Here is a 26339-nt window from a genome sequence, read left to right as displayed (position 1 = left end):
TGTATTTTATATATCACTTTTCAAAATATACGCAAAAAAACCTACTACCATTTTAATCTTAACCTGCCTCTAAAATCAATGTATCTCCTTCTATTTATATAAGTATTTCAGACTTTTCATTGTTTTCTAGCCTATTTTCTTCCTCTATTGCAGTTATTCCAATTGCGGAAATTAACGTTCCTATCGCTTGTATCCAAATACCAATGAGTGCAATGATTCTCTCATTCTTCTTATCAAAAATATTATCTTTATTTTCTTTCTCATCTTTCAATACATTTAAAACACCTTGATACGCTTGTAATCCAGCCCCTAAACTTTGCATGGAGTTACCCAGTATAATAATTTTCTGTAATACATTTATATCCACCAAAGCTGCTTCTACTCCTAAAAAAGCACCGATCGATTGTAAACTGTTCCCTGTAATGATAAGATAATCATTTTCTTTCAATTGTTCATTTATATTAAAATATGTTCCTATTACATTTGATATATTGCCTAATGCTAATAACTCAATTCCTATCTGATCAAGTAATTTACTTTGATTCTCTAAGCCTATATTTTGATTTTCTCTTTTTTCTTCCCCATCATCATACTTGCTCGCAATGATTTGTAATATATATCCGAGGGCTTGTAATGAGCTTCCTACAATAACAAGATCCGATTCAACTTTCTCTTCTCCAATAAATCCTCTTGTCGTTCCAATAGCAGCTGTAAGATTCCCTCCCACTTGAAACCATGCCCCTGTCACTTTTAAACTGCTTGGATTCATTTTTATCACCTATTCAAATATTTTCTAAAGCTTTCAAAACAAACAAATCTCACCCTTAATCTTTTATTTTATTTTTCAGATGTAATTTTGTGAATGATATAATGTGCTACTAATATAAAAAGCACCTTAAAGGTGCTTTTTATACGCATGCTGGGCATGTCAATGAATCTCCATTTTTATCTATTGTTATATTCAATATATATTCAATCGCTTTATGTGACCAAGTTTCAGGTGTAGGCGATTCATTTATATATTGTGGCGCACATGACTTCAGCATTGGAGTACTAATACTCCCTCCAGGATCTAAAGCAACTACAGCCATGCCATGGGGTAATTCCAGGGCCATAGATTTAGTGATACCTTCAATTGCAAATTTCGAGGCACAATATGGCGCAAGCTCAGCTTCACCTTCTCTCCCCCAACTAGAACTCATATTAATGATAATTCCTTCTTTCCTAGCTACCATTGCGGGAACAAATGCTCTTATTACATTTACTACACCATTCACGTTTACATTCATTACATTTTCAAATTCTTGAGCCGTAATTTTCCAAAGTTGTGCATTTTGATTTACAATTGATGCATTATTTATTATCAGATTGGGAGCCGTATGTCTATTAAGTATATAATTTGCCCAATTGTTAACTTGCTGAGAATCTGAAACATCAGTTACTTGGAAATCATGTATTTTACTGTACTGTTTTTTTAGTTCTTCAATTTTATCTTTTGAACGTCCACAACCATATATGTTCCACCCTAATTCATGAAATCGATCAACCATCGCACGTCCTAACCCTTGTGTCACGCCTGTAATAATTACAGATTTACTAATTTCTTTTCGCTTCATTTCCCTCATCCTCCTTCCCTATATCTTACTCTCTTCATTTTTATTCAGCGATTTACTATAGTATCAACTCAACTCATACTTTAGTAATAGTTTTGATATTGCATACATAAACAAAAAAGTAACCATCATGGTTACTTTTTGCTATATATCTAAAAATTCATTGTTTATTTCATTATTATTTTTATATTTCAACTTCTCTTTTCCACATTTCTCACACTGGTAAATATAAACTACACCTAATCTACCTTTTTTAAAATCCTCATTATCCTGCATCTTAATAAAAATATATTTATGTTTACAATGCGATTCACCCAAATAATTTCTAAACCACTTTTTCAACACAACACATTCCACCTTTATGATAGAACCTTTATTTAGCTGCTTTATTACATACTCTTATTTAAATGTTCAATCTCATCTTGCAATTTTTTAAATTGCTCAAAATGCATGGTAATAGATTGGCTACTACCATAATCAACATTTTGTTTCACTAATATAACACCCGTATCATGAAAAAGCGCTTCAAGTTCTTTCCTAATAGACACTTTCGCAATATGAGCTGTTTTAATTGCAGATAAAATTGCAATTTCATTAAACTTTAATTTTATTTCATTTGGACAAAATGCGTCTTCAACTAATATAACTTCATTACTATAAATTAGTGCAACAAGATTACTTGATTTGGCATCTGTTAAATCAACTTTTTTCATAATATCTTTCATTACATTTTGCCTCCTTTATTTTCATATATATCAATTATACAAATTTTTTTAAAAAATTACTCAACTTTATTATATTAATTTTAACACACTTTTATTGAAATCCACGCTCCAAACGTTTTACTATTCCACAATTTTTATTGTATGAACCATCTGAACTATAACTCCATATAGTAATGTTAACAACTTATTATAAAGCAGGTGAAAATTATGCCATCAGTTGTAGGAAATTTAGTTGTACAAAATAGCAATGGATCATTTAACTTAGGTGATTTCTACAACGTATCTCCAAAAGAAAATACGAAAGCTTATAATGGTTCCGGCGCATCAAACGTTGGTTTTGTTGTTAATACTTTTAGCGGTGTTAGCGCGACCAATACATTTGATTCTGACCTTGCAGATCAAAACCAAGTGGGTACAGCCTAATCTTATGTTCAACTTTCTGTATAGAAAATTTTAATTTGTCTATACTATAATCAGGCTGTTTGACAGCTCTTGTCGATTTTGGAGTACCCTATCTTTTTCTCCCTTTCCCTGGGGCTCAGCAGCTAGCACGAAGCTAGCTGTTTTTTCTTGTATTATTTGTCTCATAAATCAGAAATAAAAGAAGCTGCCATTTAATACTCAGCTTCTTTTACGTTATTTCAATAATATCCATAGCGTTAAATACGTAAGTTTTATAAAAAGCGTCTGTACAAATTACAATTTGTTTTACCGGATTGATATGTACAACAGTCATGTAGCTTGTTAGTATGTAACCATCTTCAAAATATGTTACCAATATTTCTTTCTCAGACAGTAATGACGTTAATAATTTATCAGAAATTCTCTCTTTTGCTTCATTTGTTAAAAGCGGTTTTTGTACTTTTAATTTCTCTCCAATAATCTTTCTCATATTTAAAAGTTGTTCGGACATTACTGTAAACGGAACCCACTCTCTTTCTTCTTTTTGTATCTTTACATCGTTCATTTTTTATCTCCTTGATCATTTATACATTTATTTAGCCATACTATCCCTTAGTTATTTTTAATACTTACTAAACTCGAATTTACTTCTAAACTATAATTAGGTTACTTCTTAAAAGAACATTCGTTCCTATTATACACGAACTTACGTTCTTTTGAGAAGAGCCATACTTATTATTTCTTAACAAAAAACATAATTTTATTTATCTCCATACTTTTTTCCTTTATCAAATAAACTTCTCATTTCTTATATAACATGCATATAACAACTAAAAGGCGACTTCACCCAAAGTGAAATCGCCTTTTTCTAAAAAATATTTCAAAGCTTATTTTTCTATCCTAACTAATGTTCTTTCTGGAATACATAATTCATCTATATTAAAATGATTTATTTTTAAGTTCAATTCCCCTACTCGTTCCTTATCTTCATCACCAACCCAACAACTAAATAATTCGAAATAGTCTCTATCTTCCAAATAACCTTCCATAAAGTTAAAAGTTTTTCTTTCGCTTCTTTTTTTCCTTTACATTTTGCCACTCGACAAGTTCAATTCCCCAACTAGTTGAAACCTCATATGTGTAATTTGTTTGGAATTGATACTCTTGTGCAATTTCAAGCATACTTTCATCTGAAAAACACGGTCCAAAAACAATTAAATCATTAGAATCTGAATCCGTTAACGGAATTTCTACATTACAGCCTATGTAACTTGCTAAACTCATTTTATACTCCTCCAGTATTCGTATAAAAAATACTTCATAGTATATTTGTTTACTTAAATATAAAATCCCTGCCTAAACGAAAAAGTTTTAAATTTTTATCGTTTATTAACCATCTATAACTGAAAACATATACTATGATAAACGAACTCACAAAGCATAAGAAAAGAGAGCATTTACAACACTCTCTTTTCTTACATACTCTATGGAACTTTACAAAACTGAATCAATGATTTTTATTATTATATTTTATTACATATACTTAGGTTGTACTATTATATGTAACTCTCTCTCTGTATCCGCTTTTTTCGGATGACGAAAATAATTAAGTTCGTACTTTAACACTTTATACTCAACCATCCCGATTTTAATCCCTTTCGTTTCTTTTAATATAGCTAATAAATCACTTACATTTTCATCATATGACTCAAAAATTTTCGCGCCGCCCTCTCCTTGAAAGATTACTTTCATATATTCTCCACCACCTTAATTTATTGATGTGGTAAATGACGCGTTTAAAACGATTCATTCTTTATCCTAAAATTTTCATATGAAAAAGAACATCCTTTCCAATCGAATGCTCAGCTTTTTACTAATTATCCATGTTAAATATTTATTCAAAAACATTATATGTATTATTTTTTAAATTATGTTCGATATCCATTATTAAAGAGTAAATATATGTAATAAACTTGCATAATGAAAACCGTAGAATATCCACTTTCGTTGAAATAATTATAATCCATAATTTTCCATTGTAATTCTTAATATTTAAATGTAATATTGTATTGTCTTACTATCTATTTATAACTCACACACTAATTAGAAAAAGGGAACTCTATATGAGTTCCCTTTTCTAATTATGATTACAGTCATTATTTCTTTTCTAGAAATTTAAATGTATCTTTAAATTCTTTATTATTCACTTTAATATCAGCATCTTTCAATAAATCATTGACTACTTGTTGTTTCCATTTACCTGTCGTATCTTGTAGTCTTTGTTGTTCTATATCTTTACGAATTTTATCCTTTACTTCATCAAATGGCTTCAATTCTTTTTTATCCGTCACTTTAATAATATGGTAACCGTAAGTTGTTTTAACCGGCTCACTTACTTGGCCTGCATCTAATTTATACGCAGCTTCCTCAAATTCTTTCACTGTTTGTCCAGGGGCAAAACCAGATATTTCCCCGCCCTGTTCCTTTGAACCAGTATCTTCTGAATACTGTTTTGCTAAGGCAGCAAAATCTTCACCATTATTTACTTTCTCCTTTATTTCTTTAGCCGTTTTTTCATCTTTCACTAAAATGTGACTTACTTTCATTTCTGGTTTATAGTTATCTTTCACATCTTTATCTGTAACTGTTGCTTTAATTGCTTTCTCAAATGCAATTTCTGGCTTCATTTTTTCTTTTAATTCATCTTCATTTTTCAACCCAAGTTGTTCTAAAGTCGATTTAAAGTTTTCACCCATTTTATCTTTTGCTTCTTCTACTTTCTTTTTTGCTTCCTCATCTGAAACTTTATATTTATCTAGCAATGCCTTACTTAACATCATTTGATATAAAGTACTTTCTCCATATTGTTGTCGTAATTCTTTACTTAATTCTTTCTCTGTAACATTTCCTACTTTTGATGTTACTACGTTGTCTGAGGAACCACATGCAGATAATGCTAGCATCATGCATGAAATAATTGTTCCAATAAATATTTTCTTCTTTTTCAATTCAAATACCTCACTTTTATCATTATGCAAATTAACTATACACAGTCATTGTGAAAACAGTGTGTTTTCTACATGTAATTCATTTCATATGAGTTGACTATGTATCATGTATTTTCATTTTTAAATATAAAGAGCCTTCTTACTATGCATAGTAAGAAGGCTCTTTATATAATTCTCAAAAAAATATAGCTTCTATAGTTGCTTAATAATTACATGTTTTTCAGGTATCCAACTATTCTGTCCGATATCTACCGCATTTCCCACTCTACCCCACACTCGAAAAGATGTCGATCCATCTATGTTTCCTTTATAATTCATACATTCAGGCTCTTCATAATAATTTACTCCGTAACCGACAGGATATTTTGAAGTTGCATAAAACCATTTCACATTAAAATGTTTTAAATATACCCACTGCTTATCGTTCCCTAAACAAATCATATCTTGCTCACCGCCTCCCCAATAACCTGCTAAGATTAAATATGGAATTTTTTGAGTGAGTGTACCTGTAAATTGAGGATTCATGGGGTTTTCATATAAATTTATTCCATATCCATCAGGATATTTCGAAACTGCAATACCAATGCCATTTGGTTGCTGTGTATACACTATGTTAGATTGATTTGCTTTGTTCGAATTTATAAACCAAGAAAGTGACTTATTTCCTACTAATCGATTCAGATCACATTTCCCAATCCCAGGAACATTCCCTGAATCCGTATATTGCCACATATCGCATGGATATGCTGGCTTATTCCCTCCATAACGAGGGATCCATACGAAATCAGCTTCAATATTACGTGCTCCAAATGATAGATACGTGTGATGCCCTACATATAATCCTACTTTTTCCGCACCTAAACGGCGTAATTCATCAATAAATGCCTGTGTCCCGCCTTGCATATCTACCATCGTTTGAACTTCTACGTCCGCTACCCAAAACTTAGCAGATTGATCACCACGATTCCAAAAATCTTGTGCCTCTTTCTTTGCATCAGCAATAGATATAAAACGGCAAAAAGCATAATTACCGAATGGGATACTATGCTTTTTCATTTCACTAACATAATTTTGATACATAAAATCCACCGTATTAGAGCCATCTTGAACTCTAGCAATCACTAAATCTAGCTGAGATGCTGCAATATCCCAATTGATAGTTCCATTCCATTTTGAAATGTCTACAATATACCCCATACATTCCAGCTCCTTTTGAATGTCCTATTCATAGCTAGTTTTATTGTAAGCCTCAGCTCTCTAAAACTAGCTATCTATAATATAAGTAAAAAGAATCTTTACTGTTTTTCAAAATATATTCTCTTTCAGAAATATTTCTATAAACTTTAACATGTATGCCACATAAAACATTCGAAATATACCCTACTATTCATTTATTATGTAATCTCGTCCTATTAATCATTTTTACAGATATTAGAAAAAAATCCCTGTTTTATTAAATTATAACTTTCAGTATCGATTTCCTTTCAACTAAAAAATTTCATCCCTCATTTTCTATATATTCTTAAGTCAAAATTACTACCTCTACATGAAATTTGAGATTTAGAAAAATTTAAATTAATTGAAGTTTACTCCTTTTAAATCACAATTTTCCAACCTGAACACTATTGGTGCATAAAAAAAGACATTTTCTATTAATGAAAATGTCTTTTTACAGTTTAATAAAACAACTTTGGTGCTAAATCTGTATTTTGTAATTCTTTATTTTCACTGCTCATAACACAACTTGTGGAAAATAGAATTGGGATACCACAAATCTCATCTTTCATTACATCACGAAATACATTGGCAGCAACACCTGTAAACGTTTGACATAAGTTAGAAATATCGTCATTGAAAAACTGAATGACTTCCGCAGCGAAAACCGGAAAGACAACATTCGGTCCGCCAGGGAACTGAGGCTGTACCACAACTTGTTCAAAATAAGGATTATTTTCTAGTGCTACTTGAAATAAATGAGCTATTTCAAATGCATCTAGTGGACAAGGAAATGGATTTACAATTTCATTCTCATTATTCGTTACAATAACTGTCACACTTACATTCCCAAATTGTACAAAAGATTTTAAAAGAGTTACTAATGCTCTCGCTTTTTCGTTGCTTAACGCATGCACTAAAATAATATAATTACCACCAACAGGAATAAGTGGCCCAACTGTAACAGTTGGATCAGCACCTATTGAATTTTTCAATTCATTAAAATATGTGATCCAAGGTGGCGAAAGCTGAACTTGTACATTCCCTTCCAATATTTTACACTACCTCCTTATACAATTCTTACTAGCATAATATGTAAAAAACTAAAAAATGCATCAGTTATATTAATTAAACATCTTATTTCACATTCTCAATTTTCCCTTTACATCTTTAAGCACTTTTACTACTATGAAATTCTTTATTATAAGCAAATCCACTGAAATTTCATATTATACTAATACGACTCTATATCCTTTAAATTATAATACTCAATATTAGGAGCTGATTTCATGGAAAAAAAACCTATCGTGTTCAAAATCCCACCAAATTCAAAACTAAAAGTTACATTTTTCGGTCCTTGTAACGAAGTAATTACAAATGTGTCTATAATTAATCAACTATGCGCCCCTAAATGTCAAACTATCACGCAATATCCAGACTTTAAGAAATATGTAACTGAAGTACGATCGTTATCCCGTTGTTAGTCCGCATAATGCACGATTTTCACAACTTTGTTACCTAAAATAACTGAGAAAGAAAATAACTGCATTCCTAGACTAAAATTACTCATTTTATGATATTCCATTGATAATTCATTGATTTTTTACACGTTTTTATTAAAAGAACATATATTATCGTATGGAGATTATCCACTCATAAAACCTATCTTTCTTTGGAGCGTACTTATTATGTATGCTCTTTTTTTATATAACCGTCCCCCCTTCTAAATTGACCAACAATATATTAAAATTCTTTATATACTCAAGGAGGTCAAATATGTTCAAGCTGCATCCGATACTACTCATCTTAGGATTGATTTTGTTTTTATATAGTGTAATCGCCTTTATGTTATTCTTTTCAGTGTATTAGCATTACCTATACAAAGCTGTGTTCAATATGTAATTTCTATATAGTAAAGAAAAAACGTAATGATACGATCTTTTATGTATTCCGTCTTTCTGTTCAATAAGAAAACTAGTAAACTTACTAACAATGAGTTTTCACAAGCATGTTACTTATTTGCATATTATTTTGTTCATTATCTGCAGAAGGTTGAAGCCCCTACAAATTAAACCACACTTTACCTATTTACTTATATATTTTAGAAAAACAATAATATTCCCCCACCATTTGGTAAGGGGATTAACTAAACCTACTAAAAAACATTTAATTATCTGTTTTATTTAATTGGAGAAGGAAATCTTGCTGCTTCAAAATGTGCCCCATCTTCTAAAGGACTTAAAACCCCATCTATACTACTTTGTGCATAAATCTCAACTTCATTCCTTACTAGTTATAAGTTGTATATAGTTCCATATGGAATAGTAAGAAAAGAACTTCCGTACGGTGTAACATGATGTACTGGATAAAGATATTCTACGGATGAGTAATATGGTTGTACTCCTTGCTGCTGCATTTGCATTTGTTGTTGCATTTGCAATGCTTGTTGAATAGCTTGGACTGTACTTTGTGCTCCACTATATGTTATAGACGTACCATACGCTGGTCGCATGCCAGCTTCAGAATTAAAATATGAATAAAACATGATCTTCAACTCACTTCCGTATAATTTATTACAAATTATATTATGATTCTTTATTTCAGTAGGTACTATAAGCTAGTCCGCTTGCTTATGTTCAAATGACAAAATAAAACAGTAGCTGCTAGACTACTTTGAATTCTTCTTATTACCAAATGAAATGATATACATATTCTCCTGTTACACGCTCATCGATTCCAGCAACCCTAACGAACCTAAGTAAATCCGCCCCTTGAAGAAAATATATCGACATCGTAACCGGTACTTGTGACCACATGAATTGAAAAAGCTCATTCACCCTCTGATTCGTCGTAATGATTAAATCATTTACAGGTCCATGATTCCATGCAGAGGTTTGAACTGAAGTGAAAGAAAGGTCTTTCCCATTAACCACTATTCTTGCCACGCTTTGAGTTATGTCCACAATAATCCCCTCCAACATTACAAAAATTGGACCTTTTTTAGTTCATATTATTATAAATATTCTTGACTGTAATAAATGTTTAAGGCAAATCCCTAATAAAGTGAAACTTTAATCAGTGGAGGTCTTACTGCCCGTTAATGCGGGATACAATTTTTTTATTCATATCCCTCAATTCCCATTACAACCATATAATTTCTAACCTGATTCAATTTTTGTAAAAGTTGAACCAGCAAATGTAAATTCCGTAAAAGTATTAGAAAAATTAAACTTTACTTTTGTAAGGTACTCTGAGAAAAAGCGAAAAATCAGCTGGAAAGCTTATCGATTTAAATGTTTATTCGAAATTAATAAGCAATTAATTTTAGTCACTCTGCCCATACTCAATCAAAGTTTGGGCTTCTTTAATTTCTGTATAAAATTCAAAAGTTTGACACAATCCTGGAAAAAGCTTATAAAGAAAAGTGAGGTTCCGTTATTTTCACACTTAGTAGCGCAGCCATGTTACATACAATTTTATAAGTGTGAACGAACTACAAAACTAAAAAACAAATAATAAGTTTGCAACATGTTTGCAAATGCGAATTTTGCATATAAATTCGTGTGATATTGAAAGGAGTTTTACTTATGAAAGAAATTAAAACAGAACAAGAATTCAAAGACATCATCGCAAGCGAGGAGCCAGTAGTTGTTAAGTTCTTTACTACATGGTGCCCAGATTGCGTACGTATGGACAACTTTATCGGAGATGTAATGGAAGAGTTCAATAAATTTGAATGGTATTCTATTAATAAAGATGAGTTTCCAAGTATCGCTGAAGAGTATCAAGTAATGGGTATTCCAAGTTTACTTGTATACCAAAACGGTGAGAAGCTAGGCCACTTACATAGTGCTAACGCAAAAACAGAAGAGCAAGTTACTGAGTTTTTAGAAGCATACTAAGATGAAAGCCCTCTGGAAAATATTTTCCAGAGGGCTTTCATCTGTTTTCATAATTATCTTTTGACGTTTTTCCTCGTTTAATGAATTACACCTTGTCATGATAAGAATAATATGTAGTAAGAAAAGTATTCGTTTCTTGATCCATCTCCCCTCCTATCTCTTTAGTAAATAGACTCTAATTAGGTTTACACCCTGACTTTGTACTTTTCAACATATTTTTCCTTCACGAAACTTTGTTATCCCCTTCTTAAAAAGCTATAAAACGTCAACAATGTTTGTATAGACCCACACGACTTTCGTTTGATACTCTATTTATAGAAAGAAATTCCTTTAAAGAAAGGTGAGTGATTAAAATGGATACTCTTTCTCATAAAGAAGCTGATAAAGGCGCTATTGTCAGCATTATGGCCTACATATTTTTATCCTCTATGAAAATCATCATCAGTTATATTACCCTCTCTAGCGCATTACGTGCTGACGGTTTAAATAACTTAACGGATATCGGTGCTTCTTTAGCGATATTAATTGGTCTAAAAATATCTCGTAAACCTCGTGACCCAGATCATCCGTATGGGCATTCGCGGGCCGAACAAATCGCATCACTTGTTGCGTCCTTCATTATGGCAACAGTCGGATTAGAAGTTGTTATTAGTGCCATTCAATCTTTCTTAAATCCGAAACAAGCAGCGCCTAATATACTCGCTGCATGGGTTGCTTTATTTTCTGCTGTCGTTATGTACTGCGTGTATTTGTATACGAAAAAAATTGCAGCACGAACAAAAAGTAAATCATTAGAAGCCGCTGCAAAGGATAATTTATCAGATGCACTCGTAAGTATTGGTACCGTAGTAGGTATTGTCGGTTCTCAGTTCCAAATGCCTATTTTAGACCCTATTGCCGCTTTAATTGTCGGTCTTATTATTTGTAAAACTGCATGGGAGATTTTCGTAGAATCTTCTCATATGCTTACAGATGGAATTGATCCTGATAAAATGGAAGAATACGCTGATGCTATTGAGCATATTGGCGGTGTGGAAAACATTGTAGATATTAGAGCACGTATGTATGGGAATCAAACGTACGTTGATATTACAATTGAAGTAGATGCTCGCATGGATGTTGGAGAAAGTCACTGTATTACCGACAACATCGAAGCTATGCTTCGCAAAAAGTTTGGAATTTACCATGCACACATTCATGTTGAGCCAATGAAAAAAGAACCTATTATGACATAGGTTCTTTTTTTATGAACGTTTTATGGAATATAACACATAAAACGAGCCAGCTACCACCAGCTGCCCATCCTGCTAATATGTCAGATGGATAGTGCACGCCAAGATATATTCGGCTAACTGAAATAGATAATACAACAAAGCTTGCTATAAGAATAATTAACAATTTTTTATGCAACGAAATACGCTCTTCAGTAATTGTGACGTATGCAATAAATCCTAAAAAAGCAGTAGCATTCATCGTATGACCGCTCGGAAAACTATATCCAGTTGCAGTAACAAGCTGCGTGACATCAGGTCTTGCTCGTTCGTACCATAGTTTAAGCATACTGTTTAAATAACGAGATCCGTAGTAATTAATTGTTAGAAGTAACGCACTAAGCAACTTTTTTCTAACGAGAAAATACATTACAAGAATAATGAGTAATGGAAAATATATTCTTTTGGAACCGATAAAAGACACCCAAGTAAAATAGGTCGTCAAATAATCGTTTCGAAAGCTTTGAATAAAATGTGCGACTATATTGTCAAAGTTCTCAATACAAGCGGTATGATACGAAAGTGATAATACGACAAAACAAATGAGTAACGTAAAACTTAGCAAGTATAAATGTCGATATCGTTTCACATACATAACCTCACTATGCAAAAAAATGGAGCGGTTGTTTTAGTTTTCCTCTCCATTTCTTTTTTATGCATAGTTTATTAAAAAATATAATTATTAATTTTTTGCTTCATCTCAGGGATATCTTCTCTTGTTACAGTGAAGCGAATAACCTTCTCATCAAGATCAAGTGCCTCAGCGAATAAACCAGCTAATCCACGTGATTTTCTATCTACTTCCATAATTATTTCTAATCGGTCGTATGCACGTGGCAAAATTAATAATTCTAATTCATCTAATCTGCCGTAGTACTCTCCAGAAACCGGAATAAACTCAAATTCTTGTGCGAATGGAACTTGCTTACGTAATCGGTGCGGTAATTCTTCACATTCTATATGACGTGCTTTAAACCCTAATTCATTTACACTATCTAAAACACTACTTAATAATGCATTAGGTAACACTTGAACGTAGTCGCGGTCACTTGGGTCTATACTACGTTTAATATCAAGACCTGTATGAATCCAAACCGTTTTCATACCAAGTGTAAGTGGTGCTTCAATTGGCATTGGAAAAGAAAATGGAATGTCAACTGTTTCATTCGGTTCTACAGAAAAAGGTTCGGTTAAGCGTACTCGCTCTAAATCATATGTTGCTGTTACTTTTTTATCATCCACTTCTCGTACATACGACGTCGATAATGTTAAGTAAATGCTTTCAATTTGTTGGCTAACTGAACCTCCAGTTATATGAACCTTTCCAACTATTTCTTCCCCAACAATATACTCATCTTTTTCAAGAACAGTATCTACCTTTGCACTTCCAATACCAACGCTTGCTAAAAACTTTTGAAACATGGAGTCTCCATCCTTTCTAAAGCAGAAGCTACATCTTGTTTTAAATCTTGTACATTCTCATAGTACGGCGTTTTTATTTGTAACATTCGCATAAGCATTTCGCGATTATAATTTTCCAAAGTTAATTCTTCGTACCATGGTTTTTCCTGTTTTTCATTAGATTCATATCCTGCATATAATAAAAATAATGAGAAATGACCGAGCGCATAAAAGTCGCTACGAAATTGAACTTCTCGCATCAAAGCTTGTTCACCTTCGTAAGTTGTAGCTCGCTCATCATCCTCACCTTTCCATTTAGCTAATCCAAAATCAATAATACTAATTTGATTTTCTTTCATTAATATGTTTGGAATGCGTAAATCTCGGTGAATAATGCCTTCACTATGAAACACCGATACAATTTCTAATATTTCATATAAAATCTCAAAAACTTCACGTTCTGTATATACATACCCATCTATGAAAATATAATCTTCAAAATTTTTACCAGACATGTACTCCATCACAAAGAAGCTCTTTTTCTCCCATATGAAATGATCATATAGACTAGGAATTGCATGATGATTTAATGTTTGTAAAATCATTTTCTCTTGTTCAAATGATTTTCTACCAGACTCATATCTTTGTTTACTTTGTCTTAATTGTTTTAAGACTTTATATCTATTTATCTGCAAATCATTAACGACATATGTAACCCCATAACTGCCCATTCCAATTACTGATTCAATTTTATAATGCTCTGCAACAATTGTATTTTTTCGCAGTGGTCTATCAAATAATGCTAGTACACGACGCCATTTCATCAGCTACTTGAAAAGAAGCTACGGCTTTTACGTTTTCTTTTATAATGTTGATGTCCATAACCAGATGAACGTCGTTTATAATCGCTACTTGAATACGAGCGCCCTCTACGACGATAATCACTACTTGAATACGAACGATATTTTTTCTTTCCTAATAAAGAATCAATAATTTTTTTGAACATTCCTTCACCTCTTGAGTAAAATTTCCTTTTCATTATATCAATAATTATTGACTATACTTGTGACAGGTTTGTAAAGAGTAAAAAACGACGAGTTATGCCCGTCGTTACTTTCATTCATCCTCTTCATCAAAAACTTCATCAATCATGCATTTCTCTAATAAATACTCAAATGTAATATCTGCGAGATCTTCAATTTCTTCTCGTTTTGGGACGTACCCTCTTTCAATTAGTTGCTCATAAAAAAACTCCGCAATCTCTTCCGTATCAATCACGACTTCAATTTCCTTCATGAGCATCACTCCTTTATTTCTGTTTTATGAAAAAATCTCAAAATTATGTATATGAGATTAGAAAAATAGATTTTATTTTTTTATAGGTCATAAGCTTTGGACGAGATGCATACGATTGTAGTACAAGCTATTCAAAGGGGGAAATAATAATGGAAAATCAATATGAAGTAAGACAAACAAAAGAAGAGTTCATGCATGAAGATCAATGGGCAGACTCTCTTATAAAGTGGCTTTTTATTTTTTTAATAGTTGTAGGCATACCTTATACTGCATATGTTGTTGTTCAATTTATTCTCTCTTTCTAGTTAACTATTTTTTCTCTGTCAATTTAACTAAATAATTATGAACAACATCCATTACAATTTTATATTCTTCATCTTTAAATGTATCGAACAATAATTGATAATCGTTATAAATGTCAAGTAATCCATCAATGATTTCTTGACGATTCGTCTTAACACTCACTTTTTTCGAGTTGTTAATTGACTTTAACTTTCCTAAATCTAATTTATTCATACCTGCTTTATCTTGTTTCATTTTCTTCAAAATTGCATTTGCCGTTTGAGCATTGGCGAGTAACGTTAAATCTGATTCATCCGCTTCTAACCATTCACCATCCGTAATCCGTGACAATTCATAAATTGTATCTTCCCATGCGTCATTCTTATATCTCCATACTTCTGTACGAAAACCAACAATACGGAAAACATCTTTATCATATCCAGTTACTTGCACAAGATCACCAAACGTGAAATTATAATTTAATTCAATCCACTCCGTATCGCCCTTTTTCATATCTTGCTCTGTAACGTGCTGCAATGTTTGCTCTACGTAAAATCCATCGTGATTATTGACTTCGTATACATAAACTCCATCTAAGACCTTCATATTTGTGATTTTCCCAACGGTTCCATATAGCGTAATCACGACTATGTCCCCTACGTTGTATTTAGGTTGTTTTTTTCTTGCCATCTCTATCTCTCCTTTTTTTGACGTCGTGATTTTGATATCAGTATATGCAACCTACATAAAAACGCTTATCACAGAAGCTTATATTCATAAATTTTTTCAATAAAAAATATAATCTTATAAAATTTACATTACACTCAAACAAAAGCTAGTAACTAGACTAGCTTCAAATCAACAAATTTCATAATAAAAAAACATACAGAATACTTCACTTTAAATAAAGTAATGTATTCTGTATGTTTTCAAATAGTTTTTATCTATCTTGTATGTATAAATCCCAGGCTTCATCAAATATAGACATACTTTCTAGCATTCCGCTCAACTCTAAGTATGAACTAATTTCATCATAGTCTTCAGATTGCTTCGGAAAACTTAAATCATCATACATCGCCTCTGCTAAATCTGAAATTTCATTTCTAAATAAAGCTGCACGATGCTTCATCATATAATGGTAAAATGTCTTTTTCAAAAATATTCCCTACCTTTCTAACTTGGGTACATTATACAAGGCAAAAAAGAAAAAAACCAGCATAAAAGCTGGTTAAAAGTCGAAATAATTTCTTTTTAATAGACGCGGTCTTCCCATTAATTCTTCATATGTTAGTTGTTTTGGTAAATCTTTCGTGTAAATTAAGAATAATTGATCTTCAATTTCTTTTACTGTATGGTCTGATTGATAGTCCATCCCACACGAGGAACAAGAAATACATGGTGTCTCTTGGATTTCAATGGCTTTCGTACCATCTGGTAATTCCCAATATACAGTATTCAAGCTTTCTTTCGCTTCTGTACTGTCACACCACATACAATTCATACTGCATCACCCTCAGTTTTTTTGTCGTTTTCTTCTAACTTAGCCATTTGTGCTTGATATTTTTTATCTTTTAATTGATCGCGCTTATCACGTTTATCTTTTAAAGATGCATGAGTATCATTATCTTCGTAGTCTTTACGACGGTTCATACGCTGTAAGTCGTCTGGAACGAGGTTAAATTTCTTATCGCTCATAAGACCTGCGATACCAACATCTGAACGTTTTTCTTCGTAGTTCGGATAAATCTCTTTAAAGTATCCTTCCGCTCTTCCTGGAATATAGCTCTCTGGCTCTGGATACGTCGTAATAACACCTTCAAAGTTACGAAGTACAACTTTATCTGCACTTTGTGAGATTAAATAGTTTGGTTGAAGTGCAATTTTACCGCCTCCGCCTGGCGCATCAACAACGAATGTCGGAACAGCATAACCAGATGTGTGTCCACGTAAACCTTCAATAATTTCAAGACCTTTAGATACTGGTGCACGGAAGTGACCGATACCTTCAGATAAGTCACATTGATAAATGTAGTATGGACGTACACGGATTTTTACTAAGTCATGCATAAGTTTTTTCATAATTGGAACGCTGTCGTTAATACCAGCTAAAATTACTGCTTGGTTTCCGACTGGAACACCAGCATTCGCTAACATTTCACATGCCTTTTTCGATTCTTCAGTAATTTCAATAGATGTATTGAAATGTGTATTTAACCATACTGGATGGTATTTTTTAATAATGTTACATAAGTTTTCTGTAATACGTTGTGGGAATACTACTGGTGCTCTCGTTCCGATACGAATAATCTCAACATGCGGAATCTCTCGTAAATTTTTTAATACATATTCTAAAATTTTATCGTTAATTAGAAGTCCGTCACCACCGGAGATTAATACATCTCGTACTTGTGGCGTTTCACGAATATAAGCAATTGCATCATCTAATTGTTTCTTCGGTACACCCATTCCAATTTGTCCACTAAAACGACGACGTGTACAGTAACGACAATACATAGAACATTGATTTGTTACTAAGAATAGTACACGGTCCGGATAACGATGTGTTAGCCCTGGAACTGGTGAATCTTCGTCTTCGTGAAGTGGGTCTTCTAAATCATATTTTGTTTTATATAACTCTTCCGAAATCGGTACTGATTGCATCCGAATCGGACAGCGTGGATCATCAGGATTCATTAGCCAAGCATAGTACGGTGTAATGTTTAACGGGATCGTTTTCGTTGAAATTTTAACGCCCTCTTCTTCTTCAGGTGTTAAGTTAATCACTTTTCTTAAGTCATCTAACGTTTTGATCGTATTCGTTAATTGCCAAACCCAATCATTCCATTGCTCTTCAGTAACATCTTTCCATAATTCGATATCCTTCCAGTGACGATTTGGTTTGTATACATCATGTAACATTGCTATTCCCCCTTTTTATACGCTCATCCTTTATATAAGCAATAGTTATGCCAACTTTACATTGTTGATAAGTAAATGTGCGGAGAACCCTATTACATAAGCGAAAAAATATTTTTAAGCGTTGTATGAAATCAATACTTAACATCATATTCATTACTTTTTATATATGTAAACGCTCTTTTATTGGTGCAAACACACAAAAACCGCCGATTATTCGGCGGTTTTGTCGTACTTGCTCAGTTTATATTGAAGCGTTTGACGAGGGATACCCAACATTTTTGCGGCTTGTAATATATTCCCTTCCGTTTCAATCAACGCTTGATCTATTAATTCTTTTTCTGTTTGATGAAGTGCTTCTCTAAGTGGCATTATACCCTTCTTCTTCGAAAACTTCTCTTTCCGAAATGTACGTGGTAAACAATTGGCTGTTAATGTATTCCCTTCTGCAATAATAACAGCATGTTCAACCGTATGTTTTAACTCCCGGACATTTCCAGGCCACTGATAAGCTTGCAGTCTATCTTTCGCTTCCTCATCAATTTGAAGTACACCTTTTTTATAACTTTTATTATATTCTTTCAAAAAATAAGATGCTAATAATAGTACATCCTCAGTTCTTTCACGAAGCGGTGGGATATATAATGAAAATACGTTTAAGCGATAATATAAATCAGTGCGAATTTTATTCTCTCGTAAACATATTTCTGGAGGCTGGTTCATTGCGGTAATAACACGAACATCTACTTTTCTCGTCTTATTATCACCAATTCTTCTAATGACTCCATCTTCTAACACTCGTAACATTTTTGCCTGCAAATCAAGAGGCATTGAATTCAGTTCATCTAAAAATAATGTACCACCATCAACAAGTTCAAATAGCCCAGCTCTTTCAATCGCTCCCGTATAGCTTCCTTTTGTCGTTCCAAACAATAAACTTTCTAATAGCGACTCTGGTAAAGCTGCACAGTTTTGTGCAATAAATGGCTTGTTTTTTCTTTTAGAAGCTTCATGAATTGCTTGTACGAACAGTTCTTTTCCTGTTCCTGTTTCACCATATATTAAAACATTCGCGTCTGTTGGTGCTACTTTTTGTGCTAACTCTTTCGTCTGTTTAAACCGCGTATCATTTGTCACTATCGTCTCAAATGCAGCGTGCTTTTTAATCACTTTTTTTCTAGATGATCGCTTTATTTTCGACTGTAAGTCAACAATTGTGTCAGTAAGTTTTTGAATTGTAGAGTAATCCTTTGCAATTTCAACAGCCCCAGCAATATTCCCATCTATAAAAATAGGTAACGTCGTATTTACTGTACAAACATCTTCACCATTTAAATTTTGATAATGTTGTACCTGATGTACGATAGGTTTTTTTGTATCTAGTACTTTCATCAATGTACTCGTTTCCCTTGATAAAGACGGGAACGCTTCTAACAGATGTTTCCCTAACACTTTTTCAATCTTGGATCCATCGTGTTTTGCAGCTACAGAATTATAAAATATTGTAATTCCATTTTCATCTACAGCGTGTATAGCCTCATCAATACTGCCCAAAATCGCTTCAATGACTTCTTGTGTCGAAACTGCTAGCAATGTCATCCCCCCTCTTGCCGAAAATCCAGCAATTACATGCCGAATTTTCGGCACACCTATGTGCGATTGTAAGCATGACGATTCCGTTCTATAATTTTGACCAATTTTATATTTTCATTAGATAACTCGAAACTCTAATTAGTACAACTTTTTCGAACACCCAGCTCCACCTAACTGTTTTGCTTTACAGCCAAATTTTGAGACGGAAGTTTTACTGCTTTCGAATAACTAGATAGATCTTTCACCCATATATTCATATCTTCCAACTTATCGAAAATGTAGCAATTATTCGCCAGTCTTCCTGTATACGTATAGCCTAATTGATGAAAGGCAGCATTCATTCCGAAAGAAAGCGATCGAGCAATTGTATAGGAACAGAAAATAGATCTTTCTCGAAGCTCTTCCTCTAATTTAATTAGTAAACTTTTCATAAATCCATGTTTACGATATTCAGGTAAAGTAGCACAATTCGTTAATTCTGCATTCCCTTCCTTTATGTTCATTTCTGCAGATGCTGTACTAATAATTTCCCCCTCAAATTCATACACGTAGTAAATTGTATCGTCTTCTTTCATCGTCTGTAATACATAACTCGCTTCATTTAAAGGTGTCGGATACACTTCAAATACTTTTCCGAAGACAGTTGCTAATTCTTCTGCATCTTCTTCAGTCGCTTTTCTCAGCAAAAATTTCTCTGGAACTACTTTTTCTTTTATTTCTTTTCCTTTTACACCGCTTAATATAGTATCTTCCTCAGTCCAATGCATACTATTTCGTCTTTCATCATTATTATATTTCACAAAAAAGTATGCATCGTGTCCTTGAAAATAATGAGGTATCGTTGCTTCCAACACAAAACCGAAAGAGAGCCATGTTGAAACATGCTCTCCCTTTCCTTTAATAATACATTTAGTGAAAGAATGTTTCTCTGCTAGTTCGTCAATTGTCTGTATAATACTTTCAACATTTCCTGTATAGTGATCTACCCGGATACGTTTATTAAAATAATCTAAAACGCCTTCTACTGTATAACAATTCGTCTGTTCTCTAAAAGATTCATAGTATTTCATTTTTTCACCTCACACCAATCTAGTAATGTACATGCAATAATTTTTGCGGCAGCTATCATTTTATCAACTTCTATATATTCGTTTGGATAGTGTGCTACTTTCGTCTCTCCTGGACCAAATACTATTGTTGGTACGTTTGCAATTTGTGTAAATAAACCTCCATCAGTCCCCCACGGAGATGCTTCAATAATTGGTTCGTTCCCTTCGATTTCAACAAAGTTATGATGAAGTGTTGTAATGAGTTCATGATTTTCTTCTAATTCACCAGGAACCCATCTCGCTCCAAACCATTCTACTTCTACCGGATTTTCAACAAACCAATTGTCCACATCATTTAATTCAACAATCCAATTCTCAAACTCTTCTTTTGCCGCCTCTATAGTCTCATTCGGCGCAACACCGCATCTTCCTTCTAAAATTAATTCATCGGGAACAGAACTTGGCCAACTCCCTCCTTCAATTTTGCCAATGTTAATTGGAATTGGAATTGGAATTCCTTTAAATAACGGATCTGTAATTCGACTATTTCTTTTCTCCTCTAGCTTTCTTACATGTTCTATAACAAACATGCTTTTTTCAATTGCACTAACCCCTTCATAGCGCGTTCCACCGTGTGCAGCTTTCCCTTTTACACGTAGACGAAACCACATGGAACCTTGTTGTTTCGGGAAAAACTTCATATTAGTAGGCTCTGGAATAATGACACCATCTGCTTTATATCCTCGTAATATAGTTGCTAATGTCCCTGCTCCACCACTTTCCTCTTCTATTACACTTTGAAAATAGATGTCTCCTTTTAATTCAATACTAGATTCAATGATCGCTTCCATCGCAAGCATAAGTGCGACATTTCCGCCCTTCATATCCGTCGTTCCACGGCCATATATACGATTCCCTATTTTCTCACCGCTATAAGGGTGATGTTCCCACTGATTCACATCCCCTTCTGGAACTACATCAATATGCCCATTTAATATCATAGATTTCCCGTCGCCACTTCCTTTTAAAGTTGCTACAATATTTGGGCTATCTGAAAAACTTGTACGGGGTGATACAAAATAAGGATGATCTTTCATTTTAGAAAAGGAGGGCTCCCATATATCGAGATCTAAACCTAATTCACGTAATTTTTCAATCACAATTGCCTGCGCACCGCTTTCATCACCAGATACGCTCTTTTCTTGAATTAATCGTTTTAAAAATTTCACACTTTCCTCTTCATGGCTCTCAATATAATCACAAACTTGCTTTTTTAATTGCTCCATATATTACATCTCCCTTCATTCAATTACTAGTAAGTTAGAACTAATTTGAAAATCAGCTTCTGTATGTCGTTTTACATCTTCTACTGTGTATGGGCTCATTAATTCTTGTAATATAAGTCCACTCGGAGTTACCTCCATGACTGCCATATCAGTAATAATTAAATCTACACATTTCTTTGAAGTTAATGGCAATGTACACTCTGAAACAATTTTTGCATTTCCGTACTTATCAACATGATTCATCACAACAACGACCCGCTTCGCTTTTTGTGCTAAATCCATTGCTCCACCAATACCTGGAACACGTTTTCCAGGTACAATCCAGTTTGCTAAATCGCCATTTTCACTTACTTGTAATGAACCAAGAATCGTTATGTCTAGCAAACCTTTTCGGATCATCCCAAACGCTGTGCAGCTATCGAAATAACTCGCTCCTGTTATAAGAGAAGTTGGTAAACCTGCTGCATTACACAAATTTTCATCTTCATTCCCTTTACTTGGCGTTGGTCCCATGCCCACGATTCCATTTTCCGCATGAAACATAACATTTATATCGTCAGGCAAATGATTTGGTACAAGCGATGGTATGCCAATACCTAAATTTACAATCATACCATTTTGTATTTCTTTCGCCGCACGCCTAGCAATCTTATCCCTCACTTCTACGCCCATACCCATTTCCAGTTCACTCCTTCCGACGGTACAATATAATTTACGAAAACACCTGGAACGACAATTTCCTCTGGATCTAAACTTCCAAGCGGGACTATTTCTTCCGCTTCTACAATTGTTATATCCCCAGCCATCGCTACGTGAGGATTCATATTTCGTGCACTTTTGTCAAATACAAGGTTACCAAACGGATCTGCCTTTTTTGCATATACAATTGAAACTTCAGCAGTTAATGCTGTTTCAACTAAGTAGGTCTTACCATTCATTTCAACTGTTCGTTTTCCCTCTTCCACAATCGTATCAACACCAACATCAACTAAAACACCACCAAGACCAACGCCACCAGCGCGAATGCGCTCTGCTAATGTTCCCTGCGGAGAAAACTCAATTTGTAATCTTCCCTCGTTTAGTTGCCTTCCTGCATTTGGATTGGAGCCAATGTGAGAAGTAATTATTGATTTAACTCTTTCATTTGTAACAAGACGACCGATACCTACATCAGGAAATCCAGTGTCATTTCCAATTAAATTTAAATTTGTAACGCCTTTTTCTAAAATTGCCTGTATTAAAGATGGAGGGGATCCAATCCCTCCAAATCCCCCAAACATCAATGCCATATCATCATGGAACAAAGAAATTACTTCCTCAATTTCTTTTAATTTACCGAATGTATTTGTAATAGTTGTCATGCGATACTATGCCCTCCTTTTTGCATCATCTCTTCCACACTTTTAGAGAAAATTGAAAGTAATTCATCTAACTCGGAATATGTAGTTGTCATTGGCGGTGCTACAAGCAGTGCACTATCTTCTTTTCCTGCTTGCCCTGAAACTGCTTGGTATAAAAGCAGACCATTTTTAGCTGCAACTGAAATAAGCTCTGACGCTTTTGTAAACGGTTGCAATTCTACTCCGATTAGCAACCCTTTTCCGCGCACATCAGCAATGATTGTCGATTGTTGCTGAACTTTCTGTAAGCCTTTTATTAAATACTCTCCCTTTTCTGCTGTTTTTTCAGGAAGATTATGTTTCTCCATATATTCAATAACAGCTAAAGCCGTTGCTGCAGACAATGGATTTGCACTTAACGTATGACCGCTCATTACTGAACGTGATCCACGTAATATTGGTTCCATAACACGATCACTTACAACTGTCGCTGCCATCGGTGTATATCCCGCTCCTAACCCTTTACCAAGTGTCATAATATCCGGCTCTACGCCCCAATGCTCCATCGCAAACCATGCTCCAGTACGACCAAGCCCAGTCATTACTTCATCCGCAATAAATAAAATATCGTAATGGTCGCAAATCTCTTTAATGACTTTATAATAGTCTTTCGGCGGAACAACCGCGCCTCCAGCTGCTCCGATAATCGGCTCAGCAATAAAAGCAGCAATATGCTCTGCACCAATTCTTTCAATTGATCTTTCTAGTTCAGTCGCACATGCCAGCTGACAAGTTGGATATACCTTTTGAACAGGACATCTGAAACAATATGGAGCTGGTATAGTCGGATAATCTTCCAAAATAGATACGAAACGTTGTCTACGTAGTGGATGCCCAGACATTGATAAAGCACCCATCGTAATACCGTGATAACTCATCCATCTTGATAAAATTTTATGTTTCCCTTGAATACCTCGCTCTTGAAAATGCTGAATTGCAATTTTCATAGCTGTTTCATTCGCTTCCGTACCACTATTTACAAAAAAACTCCAGTTCAAATCTCCTACACTTAAATCACTTAACTTCTTCGCTAATTTTTCAGCTGGTTCACTCGTAAACTGTGATCTATAAACGAAAGCAATCTCCTCAGCTTGCTTTTTAATAACGTCTGCAATCTCCTTTACGCCATGCCCAATACCTGCCGTAATTGCTCCTGACGAACCATCAAAATATTTATTGCCATTTTGATCATACAAATAAACACCTTTTCCATGTGAAATCATTGGATACGGCTGACCAACAAGTGGTTTAATTAAGTAATCGCGCATAGCGCTCCCCCATTTCTCCAATTTGTATATATATATGAAGAAAATTGACGTTTCTTTCATAAAAAAGAATCCTCTGCAAAAGCAGTGAATTTATCAAAAAACTATTATAAAATATACAAATGAGTGCTTAAAAAATTTTATAAAACAGAAAATTCGGAACTAAAAAACTGAAGACCAACCCTTTTCTATACGCCCAAATGACCCTCCTTTTTATATGAAATGACTGCATCACCAAATGTTTTTATAGCATAATGCCAGCTGTCCTTAAATACCGACATTCTGTACACTTCGACGGAACTCCCGTTAAACTCCTTCCTATTATCCTACTTTAAATTGCATATTTTAAAACAAATTTCGACACCCACCTTACTAATCAATTCAGATTCCTATTCATTATGTAAACTTTTCATTTTTAAACTATAAAAAAAGAACCGATTAACCACACTAATCAGTTCGTCATGACGCTCTCTTATGGGTTAATACTGTCAATTGCTAAAATAAATAGAAAAATGAAGTTTACAAATTCATCCTACAGTCTATAACACAAAACCTTTTCATAACTTCATTCACAATTACTATCGGGATATCCCTATCCCGAAGTGGCACTCCTTTCCTCAGATTAAAAGTATCTTTCCTTTATAATTTATGTAGGACAATTATCACTTTGTATGTGTATTTGCCTATAATTAAAAAAATCCCTAGTTTTCTAGCGATTTTTGGACATGTATTCAATATGTTAATTGAAATGCACTTTCAATTTGGCATTTATTTTACTTTCGTACAGTCATATGTACTGCTTTACTCTGTGAAATTCTCGTAAGCACCAGCACCTCTTTATGAAAACATATTTGTTGTCACTTTTTAATTTTCCCTTTATAAAATCATTTTTTTTGCATAACCGCTTTCTTGCTTCGCATATAGTTTTAATGATGACAAAGGAGGAATGTTCATGTCTCAATCTGAAATCGAAAAATATGGACAAGAAGTTACGCAATACGAACAGCTCGCACGTTACTATCAGTTTCGTAACCCTAAAAAATATATAGAATTATATATGAAATATTACGATGCACTATCAAAACTTGTACAGGCGTATGAAACAAGAGACTCACAAGAAGCTGCTTTACCATCACATATAAGAATTTTTCATGCCGATCCAAATATACCAGCGGTTGACATTTTAGTAAACGGACAAAAGGTTATTAAAAATATTTCATTTAAGCAATTCAGCCCTTATTTATCATTAGTGCAAGGTAAATACCGTATAGATATTGTTCCTGTCGGAAATGAAACTCCAATCTTTTCAGCGTTGGTACCAATAATGGGAAATCATACTTATACTCTTGCTGCAATAAATAGTGATAATCACCTACAATTACAACCTATACTTGATAATACACATTTACCAGCTGGTCAAGCAAAAATACGCTTTGCACATTTCTCTCCAGATACCCCTGTTGTAAATGTAGATTTAAAAGATGGAGATCATTTATTTGAAAATGTACTCTTTAAACAAATAACCGATTTTTTGCAAGTTAGCCCTGGTACAGCAGATATTGAAATTTCACTCGCAGATAATAAAAACGTTTTATTGACTATACCGAAATTCAATGTTGAACCAAATGTTATTTATACAATTTCAATAGTAGGTTATTCAACTAAAGATCCTAAATTAGAAGCCGTTATACTAACAAATTAAAACAGTCTACACC

Annotated in this window: 33 protein-coding genes and 2 pseudogenes; 7 read left to right on the top strand and 28 right to left on the bottom strand. The window is 33.6% G+C overall.

Annotated features, from left to right (window positions below; translation table 11 throughout):
• Positions 1-94: 94 nt before the first annotated feature.
• The 4 genes from ACS2CR_RS05320 to ACS2CR_RS05305 form a co-directional block, all read right to left on the bottom strand.
• The gene (locus ACS2CR_RS05320) at positions 95-769 is read right to left on the bottom strand and encodes a DUF6944 family repetitive protein (RefSeq protein WP_053512285.1); all 675 of its coding nucleotides are present in this window, start codon (positions 767-769) and stop codon (positions 95-97) included.
• 139 nt (positions 770-908) lie between these two features.
• Complete coding sequence (locus ACS2CR_RS05315; RefSeq protein WP_053512286.1) at positions 909-1616, bottom strand: SDR family oxidoreductase; 708 nt, start codon at positions 1614-1616, stop codon at positions 909-911.
• A gap of 141 nt (positions 1617-1757) precedes the next feature.
• Positions 1758-1958 carry a hypothetical protein gene (locus ACS2CR_RS05310; protein ID WP_053512287.1) on the bottom strand — a complete coding sequence of 67 codons (201 nt, stop codon included), beginning with the start codon at positions 1956-1958 and terminating at the stop codon, positions 1758-1760.
• A gap of 44 nt (positions 1959-2002) precedes the next feature.
• Positions 2003-2338, bottom strand: coding sequence for a hypothetical protein (locus ACS2CR_RS05305; protein ID WP_000651907.1), 336 nt, complete (start codon positions 2336-2338; stop codon positions 2003-2005).
• A 207-nt stretch (positions 2339-2545) separates the two neighbouring features.
• Here ACS2CR_RS05305 and gerPF point away from each other — a divergent pair, with 207 nt between their 5' ends.
• On the top strand, positions 2546-2761 hold the full coding sequence (gerPF, locus tag ACS2CR_RS05300) for a spore germination protein GerPF (protein ID WP_001141569.1): 216 nt from the start codon (positions 2546-2548) through the stop codon (positions 2759-2761).
• 208 nt (positions 2762-2969) lie between these two features.
• Here the strand turns inward: gerPF and ACS2CR_RS05295 are convergent, their stop codons facing one another.
• The 6 genes from ACS2CR_RS05295 to ACS2CR_RS05270 form a co-directional block, all read right to left on the bottom strand.
• Positions 2970-3305: a YolD-like family protein gene (locus ACS2CR_RS05295; protein WP_001999741.1), complete on the bottom strand. Its 336-nt coding sequence runs from the start codon at positions 3303-3305 to the stop codon at positions 2970-2972.
• Positions 3306-3793: 488 nt separating this feature from the next.
• Positions 3794-4024 carry a hypothetical protein gene (locus ACS2CR_RS05290; protein WP_058840252.1) on the bottom strand — a complete coding sequence of 77 codons (231 nt, stop codon included), beginning with the start codon at positions 4022-4024 and terminating at the stop codon, positions 3794-3796.
• 249 nt (positions 4025-4273) lie between these two features.
• Positions 4274-4492, bottom strand: a complete 219-nt coding sequence (locus ACS2CR_RS05285; protein WP_000864279.1) for a hypothetical protein — start codon at positions 4490-4492, stop codon at positions 4274-4276.
• 404 nt (positions 4493-4896) lie between these two features.
• The gene (locus ACS2CR_RS05280) at positions 4897-5748 is read right to left on the bottom strand and encodes a peptidylprolyl isomerase PrsA (protein ID WP_000727342.1); all 852 of its coding nucleotides are present in this window, start codon (positions 5746-5748) and stop codon (positions 4897-4899) included.
• A 192-nt stretch (positions 5749-5940) separates the two neighbouring features.
• Positions 5941-6945, bottom strand: a complete 1005-nt coding sequence (locus ACS2CR_RS05275) for a glycoside hydrolase family 25 protein (RefSeq protein ID WP_000540659.1) — start codon at positions 6943-6945, stop codon at positions 5941-5943.
• Positions 6946-7424: 479 nt separating this feature from the next.
• Positions 7425-8015 (bottom strand): hypothetical protein, encoded by a 591-nt coding sequence (locus tag ACS2CR_RS05270; protein ID WP_000398986.1) that lies wholly within the window; start codon positions 8013-8015, stop codon positions 7425-7427.
• A 237-nt stretch (positions 8016-8252) separates the two neighbouring features.
• Between ACS2CR_RS05270 and ACS2CR_RS05265 the strand changes: the two genes are divergently transcribed.
• Complete coding sequence (locus ACS2CR_RS05265) at positions 8253-8447, top strand: hypothetical protein (protein ID WP_000412556.1); 195 nt, start codon at positions 8253-8255, stop codon at positions 8445-8447.
• A 695-nt stretch (positions 8448-9142) separates the two neighbouring features.
• On the opposite strand, the pseudogene ACS2CR_RS05260 reads toward ACS2CR_RS05265, so the two are convergent.
• The 3 genes and pseudogenes from ACS2CR_RS05260 to ACS2CR_RS05250 form a co-directional block, all read right to left on the bottom strand.
• Positions 9143-9247 (bottom strand): annotated as a pseudogene (locus tag ACS2CR_RS05260) (ABC transporter permease); the annotation flags it as partial.
• 9 nt (positions 9248-9256) lie between these two features.
• The gene (locus ACS2CR_RS05255; RefSeq protein ID WP_153602417.1) at positions 9257-9508 is read right to left on the bottom strand and encodes a DUF3947 family protein; all 252 of its coding nucleotides are present in this window, start codon (positions 9506-9508) and stop codon (positions 9257-9259) included.
• 142 nt (positions 9509-9650) lie between these two features.
• Positions 9651-9926: a hypothetical protein gene (locus ACS2CR_RS05250; RefSeq protein ID WP_000355689.1), complete on the bottom strand. Its 276-nt coding sequence runs from the start codon at positions 9924-9926 to the stop codon at positions 9651-9653.
• Positions 9927-10134: 208 nt separating this feature from the next.
• Between ACS2CR_RS05250 and ACS2CR_RS05245 the strand changes: the two are divergent.
• The 3 genes and pseudogenes from ACS2CR_RS05245 to ACS2CR_RS05235 all read left to right on the top strand — a co-directional run.
• Positions 10135-10285: pseudogene (locus ACS2CR_RS05245) on the top strand (GNAT family N-acetyltransferase); the annotation flags it as partial.
• Between the two features lie 265 nt (positions 10286-10550).
• Positions 10551-10865, top strand: a complete 315-nt coding sequence (locus ACS2CR_RS05240) for a thioredoxin family protein (RefSeq protein ID WP_000658787.1) — start codon at positions 10551-10553, stop codon at positions 10863-10865.
• Between the two features lie 353 nt (positions 10866-11218).
• Positions 11219-12100: a cation diffusion facilitator family transporter gene (locus tag ACS2CR_RS05235; RefSeq protein ID WP_000380380.1), complete on the top strand. Its 882-nt coding sequence runs from the start codon at positions 11219-11221 to the stop codon at positions 12098-12100.
• Here ACS2CR_RS05235 and ACS2CR_RS05230 read toward each other — a convergent pair.
• The 5 genes from ACS2CR_RS05230 to ACS2CR_RS05210 all read right to left on the bottom strand — a co-directional run bounded on the left by ACS2CR_RS05230 (position 12090) and on the right by ACS2CR_RS05210 (position 14833).
• Complete coding sequence (locus ACS2CR_RS05230; protein WP_000833370.1) at positions 12090-12725, bottom strand: phosphatase PAP2 family protein; 636 nt, start codon at positions 12723-12725, stop codon at positions 12090-12092. The two genes, ACS2CR_RS05235 and ACS2CR_RS05230, sit on opposite strands and share 11 nt — an antisense overlap.
• 77 nt (positions 12726-12802) lie before the next feature.
• Positions 12803-13558, bottom strand: a complete 756-nt coding sequence (locus ACS2CR_RS05225) for a sporulation protein (protein WP_000486631.1) — start codon at positions 13556-13558, stop codon at positions 12803-12805.
• Entirely contained in the window at positions 13540-14361 is an 822-nt protein-coding gene (locus tag ACS2CR_RS05220) for a serine/threonine protein kinase (protein ID WP_000872051.1), read from the bottom strand. Before ACS2CR_RS05220 ends, ACS2CR_RS05225 begins: the two co-directional genes overlap by 19 nt.
• Complete coding sequence (locus ACS2CR_RS05215) at positions 14361-14543, bottom strand: hypothetical protein (RefSeq protein WP_000473371.1); 183 nt, start codon at positions 14541-14543, stop codon at positions 14361-14363. Before ACS2CR_RS05215 ends, ACS2CR_RS05220 begins: the two co-directional genes overlap by 1 nt.
• A 110-nt stretch (positions 14544-14653) precedes the next feature.
• Positions 14654-14833, bottom strand: coding sequence for a YozD family protein (locus ACS2CR_RS05210; protein WP_000658451.1), 180 nt, complete (start codon positions 14831-14833; stop codon positions 14654-14656).
• Positions 14834-14982: 149 nt separating this feature from the next.
• Here ACS2CR_RS05210 and ACS2CR_RS05205 point away from each other — a divergent pair, with 149 nt between their 5' ends.
• Entirely contained in the window at positions 14983-15138 is a 156-nt protein-coding gene (locus ACS2CR_RS05205) for a DUF3930 family protein (protein ID WP_000431487.1), read from the top strand.
• 4 nt (positions 15139-15142) lie between these two features.
• Here ACS2CR_RS05205 and ACS2CR_RS05200 read toward each other — a convergent pair whose 3' ends face one another.
• The 10 genes from ACS2CR_RS05200 to ACS2CR_RS05155 all read right to left on the bottom strand — a co-directional run bounded on the left by ACS2CR_RS05200 (position 15143) and on the right by ACS2CR_RS05155 (position 24627).
• Positions 15143-15805, bottom strand: a complete 663-nt coding sequence (locus ACS2CR_RS05200; RefSeq protein ID WP_000101499.1) for a hypothetical protein — start codon at positions 15803-15805, stop codon at positions 15143-15145.
• Positions 15806-16055: 250 nt separating this feature from the next.
• Positions 16056-16271, bottom strand: coding sequence for a YozE family protein (locus ACS2CR_RS05195; protein WP_000750717.1), 216 nt, complete (start codon positions 16269-16271; stop codon positions 16056-16058).
• Positions 16272-16343: 72 nt separating this feature from the next.
• On the bottom strand, positions 16344-16616 hold the full coding sequence (locus ACS2CR_RS05190) for a YokU family protein (RefSeq protein WP_000995763.1): 273 nt from the start codon (positions 16614-16616) through the stop codon (positions 16344-16346).
• The gene (gene ablA / locus ACS2CR_RS05185; protein WP_000902142.1) at positions 16613-18034 is read right to left on the bottom strand and encodes a lysine 2,3-aminomutase; all 1422 of its coding nucleotides are present in this window, start codon (positions 18032-18034) and stop codon (positions 16613-16615) included. Before ablA ends, ACS2CR_RS05190 begins: the two co-directional genes overlap by 4 nt.
• A gap of 210 nt (positions 18035-18244) precedes the next feature.
• Positions 18245-19630, bottom strand: coding sequence for an arginine utilization transcriptional regulator RocR (gene rocR / locus ACS2CR_RS05180; RefSeq protein WP_074643110.1), 1386 nt, complete (start codon positions 19628-19630; stop codon positions 18245-18247).
• Between the two features lie 164 nt (positions 19631-19794).
• Complete coding sequence (gene ablB / locus ACS2CR_RS05175; protein ID WP_000878608.1) at positions 19795-20694, bottom strand: putative beta-lysine N-acetyltransferase; 900 nt, start codon at positions 20692-20694, stop codon at positions 19795-19797.
• Positions 20691-21959 carry a peptidase gene (locus tag ACS2CR_RS05170; RefSeq protein WP_000436691.1) on the bottom strand — a complete coding sequence of 423 codons (1269 nt, stop codon included), beginning with the start codon at positions 21957-21959 and terminating at the stop codon, positions 20691-20693. Before ACS2CR_RS05170 ends, ablB begins: the two co-directional genes overlap by 4 nt.
• Positions 21960-21974: 15 nt before the next feature.
• A complete protein-coding gene (locus tag ACS2CR_RS05165; protein ID WP_000525278.1) occupies positions 21975-22637 on the bottom strand; it encodes a CoA transferase subunit B in 663 nt (220 codons plus the stop codon).
• Positions 22622-23320 (bottom strand): acetate CoA-transferase subunit alpha, encoded by a 699-nt coding sequence (gene atoD / locus ACS2CR_RS05160; RefSeq protein WP_053512289.1) that lies wholly within the window; start codon positions 23318-23320, stop codon positions 22622-22624. Before atoD ends, ACS2CR_RS05165 begins: the two co-directional genes overlap by 16 nt.
• Complete coding sequence (locus tag ACS2CR_RS05155; RefSeq protein WP_001205882.1) at positions 23317-24627, bottom strand: aspartate aminotransferase family protein; 1311 nt, start codon at positions 24625-24627, stop codon at positions 23317-23319. The genes atoD and ACS2CR_RS05155 overlap by 4 nt, the downstream gene beginning before the upstream one ends.
• A 949-nt stretch (positions 24628-25576) precedes the next feature.
• Here ACS2CR_RS05155 and ACS2CR_RS05150 point away from each other — a divergent pair.
• Positions 25577-26326 carry a DUF4397 domain-containing protein gene (locus tag ACS2CR_RS05150; RefSeq protein WP_000083284.1) on the top strand — a complete coding sequence of 250 codons (750 nt, stop codon included), beginning with the start codon at positions 25577-25579 and terminating at the stop codon, positions 26324-26326.
• Positions 26327-26339: the final 13 nt, after the last annotated feature.

The sequence above is a fragment of the Bacillus cereus group sp. BceL291 genome (assembly GCF_051776705.1).
GTDB classification, from domain to species: Bacteria; Bacillota; Bacilli; order Bacillales; family Bacillaceae_G; genus Bacillus_A; species Bacillus_A cereus.
This window is presented reverse-complemented; position numbering and strand designations above follow the sequence as displayed.

Excerpts from the sequence above, each read along its gene's own strand:
- gerPF (WP_001141569.1), top strand. The coding sequence starts at position 2,546 with ATGCCATCAGTTGTAGGAAATTTAGTTGTACAAAATAGCAATGGATCA.
- ACS2CR_RS05155 (WP_001205882.1), bottom strand. The coding sequence starts at position 24,627 with ATGCGCGATTACTTAATTAAACCACTTGTTGGTCAGCCGTATCCAATG.
- ACS2CR_RS05255 (WP_153602417.1), bottom strand. The coding sequence starts at position 9,508 with ATGTTTTATTCATATTTTAATTCTGAAGCTGGCATGCGACCAGCGTAT.
- ACS2CR_RS05200 (WP_000101499.1), bottom strand. The coding sequence starts at position 15,805 with ATGGCAAGAAAAAAACAACCTAAATACAACGTAGGGGACATAGTCGTG.
- ACS2CR_RS05285 (WP_000864279.1), bottom strand. The coding sequence starts at position 4,492 with ATGAAAGTAATCTTTCAAGGAGAGGGCGGCGCGAAAATTTTTGAGTCA.
- ACS2CR_RS05220 (WP_000872051.1), bottom strand. The coding sequence starts at position 14,361 with ATGAAATGGCGTCGTGTACTAGCATTATTTGATAGACCACTGCGAAAA.
- ablB (WP_000878608.1), bottom strand. The coding sequence starts at position 20,694 with ATGAAATACTATGAATCTTTTAGAGAACAGACGAATTGTTATACAGTA.
- ACS2CR_RS05235 (WP_000380380.1), top strand. The coding sequence starts at position 11,219 with ATGGATACTCTTTCTCATAAAGAAGCTGATAAAGGCGCTATTGTCAGC.
- ACS2CR_RS05225 (WP_000486631.1), bottom strand. The coding sequence starts at position 13,558 with ATGTTTCAAAAGTTTTTAGCAAGCGTTGGTATTGGAAGTGCAAAGGTA.
- ACS2CR_RS05170 (WP_000436691.1), bottom strand. The coding sequence starts at position 21,959 with ATGGAGCAATTAAAAAAGCAAGTTTGTGATTATATTGAGAGCCATGAA.
- ACS2CR_RS05320 (WP_053512285.1), bottom strand. The coding sequence starts at position 769 with ATGAATCCAAGCAGTTTAAAAGTGACAGGGGCATGGTTTCAAGTGGGA.
- ACS2CR_RS05205 (WP_000431487.1), top strand. The coding sequence starts at position 14,983 with ATGGAAAATCAATATGAAGTAAGACAAACAAAAGAAGAGTTCATGCAT.
- ablA (WP_000902142.1), bottom strand. The coding sequence starts at position 18,034 with ATGTTACATGATGTATACAAACCAAATCGTCACTGGAAGGATATCGAA.
- ACS2CR_RS05275 (WP_000540659.1), bottom strand. The coding sequence starts at position 6,945 with ATGGGGTATATTGTAGACATTTCAAAATGGAATGGAACTATCAATTGG.
- ACS2CR_RS05210 (WP_000658451.1), bottom strand. The coding sequence starts at position 14,833 with ATGAAGGAAATTGAAGTCGTGATTGATACGGAAGAGATTGCGGAGTTT.
- atoD (WP_053512289.1), bottom strand. The coding sequence starts at position 23,320 with ATGACAACTATTACAAATACATTCGGTAAATTAAAAGAAATTGAGGAA.
- ACS2CR_RS05295 (WP_001999741.1), bottom strand. The coding sequence starts at position 3,305 with ATGAACGATGTAAAGATACAAAAAGAAGAAAGAGAGTGGGTTCCGTTT.
- ACS2CR_RS05190 (WP_000995763.1), bottom strand. The coding sequence starts at position 16,616 with ATGAATTGTATGTGGTGTGACAGTACAGAAGCGAAAGAAAGCTTGAAT.
- ACS2CR_RS05305 (WP_000651907.1), bottom strand. The coding sequence starts at position 2,338 with ATGAAAGATATTATGAAAAAAGTTGATTTAACAGATGCCAAATCAAGT.
- rocR (WP_074643110.1), bottom strand. The coding sequence starts at position 19,630 with ATGACATTGCTAGCAGTTTCGACACAAGAAGTCATTGAAGCGATTTTG.
- ACS2CR_RS05215 (WP_000473371.1), bottom strand. The coding sequence starts at position 14,543 with ATGTTCAAAAAAATTATTGATTCTTTATTAGGAAAGAAAAAATATCGT.
- ACS2CR_RS05240 (WP_000658787.1), top strand. The coding sequence starts at position 10,551 with ATGAAAGAAATTAAAACAGAACAAGAATTCAAAGACATCATCGCAAGC.
- ACS2CR_RS05290 (WP_058840252.1), bottom strand. The coding sequence starts at position 4,024 with ATGAGTTTAGCAAGTTACATAGGCTGTAATGTAGAAATTCCGTTAACG.
- ACS2CR_RS05315 (WP_053512286.1), bottom strand. The coding sequence starts at position 1,616 with ATGAAGCGAAAAGAAATTAGTAAATCTGTAATTATTACAGGCGTGACA.
- ACS2CR_RS05165 (WP_000525278.1), bottom strand. The coding sequence starts at position 22,637 with ATGGGTATGGGCGTAGAAGTGAGGGATAAGATTGCTAGGCGTGCGGCG.
- ACS2CR_RS05150 (WP_000083284.1), top strand. The coding sequence starts at position 25,577 with ATGTCTCAATCTGAAATCGAAAAATATGGACAAGAAGTTACGCAATAC.
- ACS2CR_RS05265 (WP_000412556.1), top strand. The coding sequence starts at position 8,253 with ATGGAAAAAAAACCTATCGTGTTCAAAATCCCACCAAATTCAAAACTA.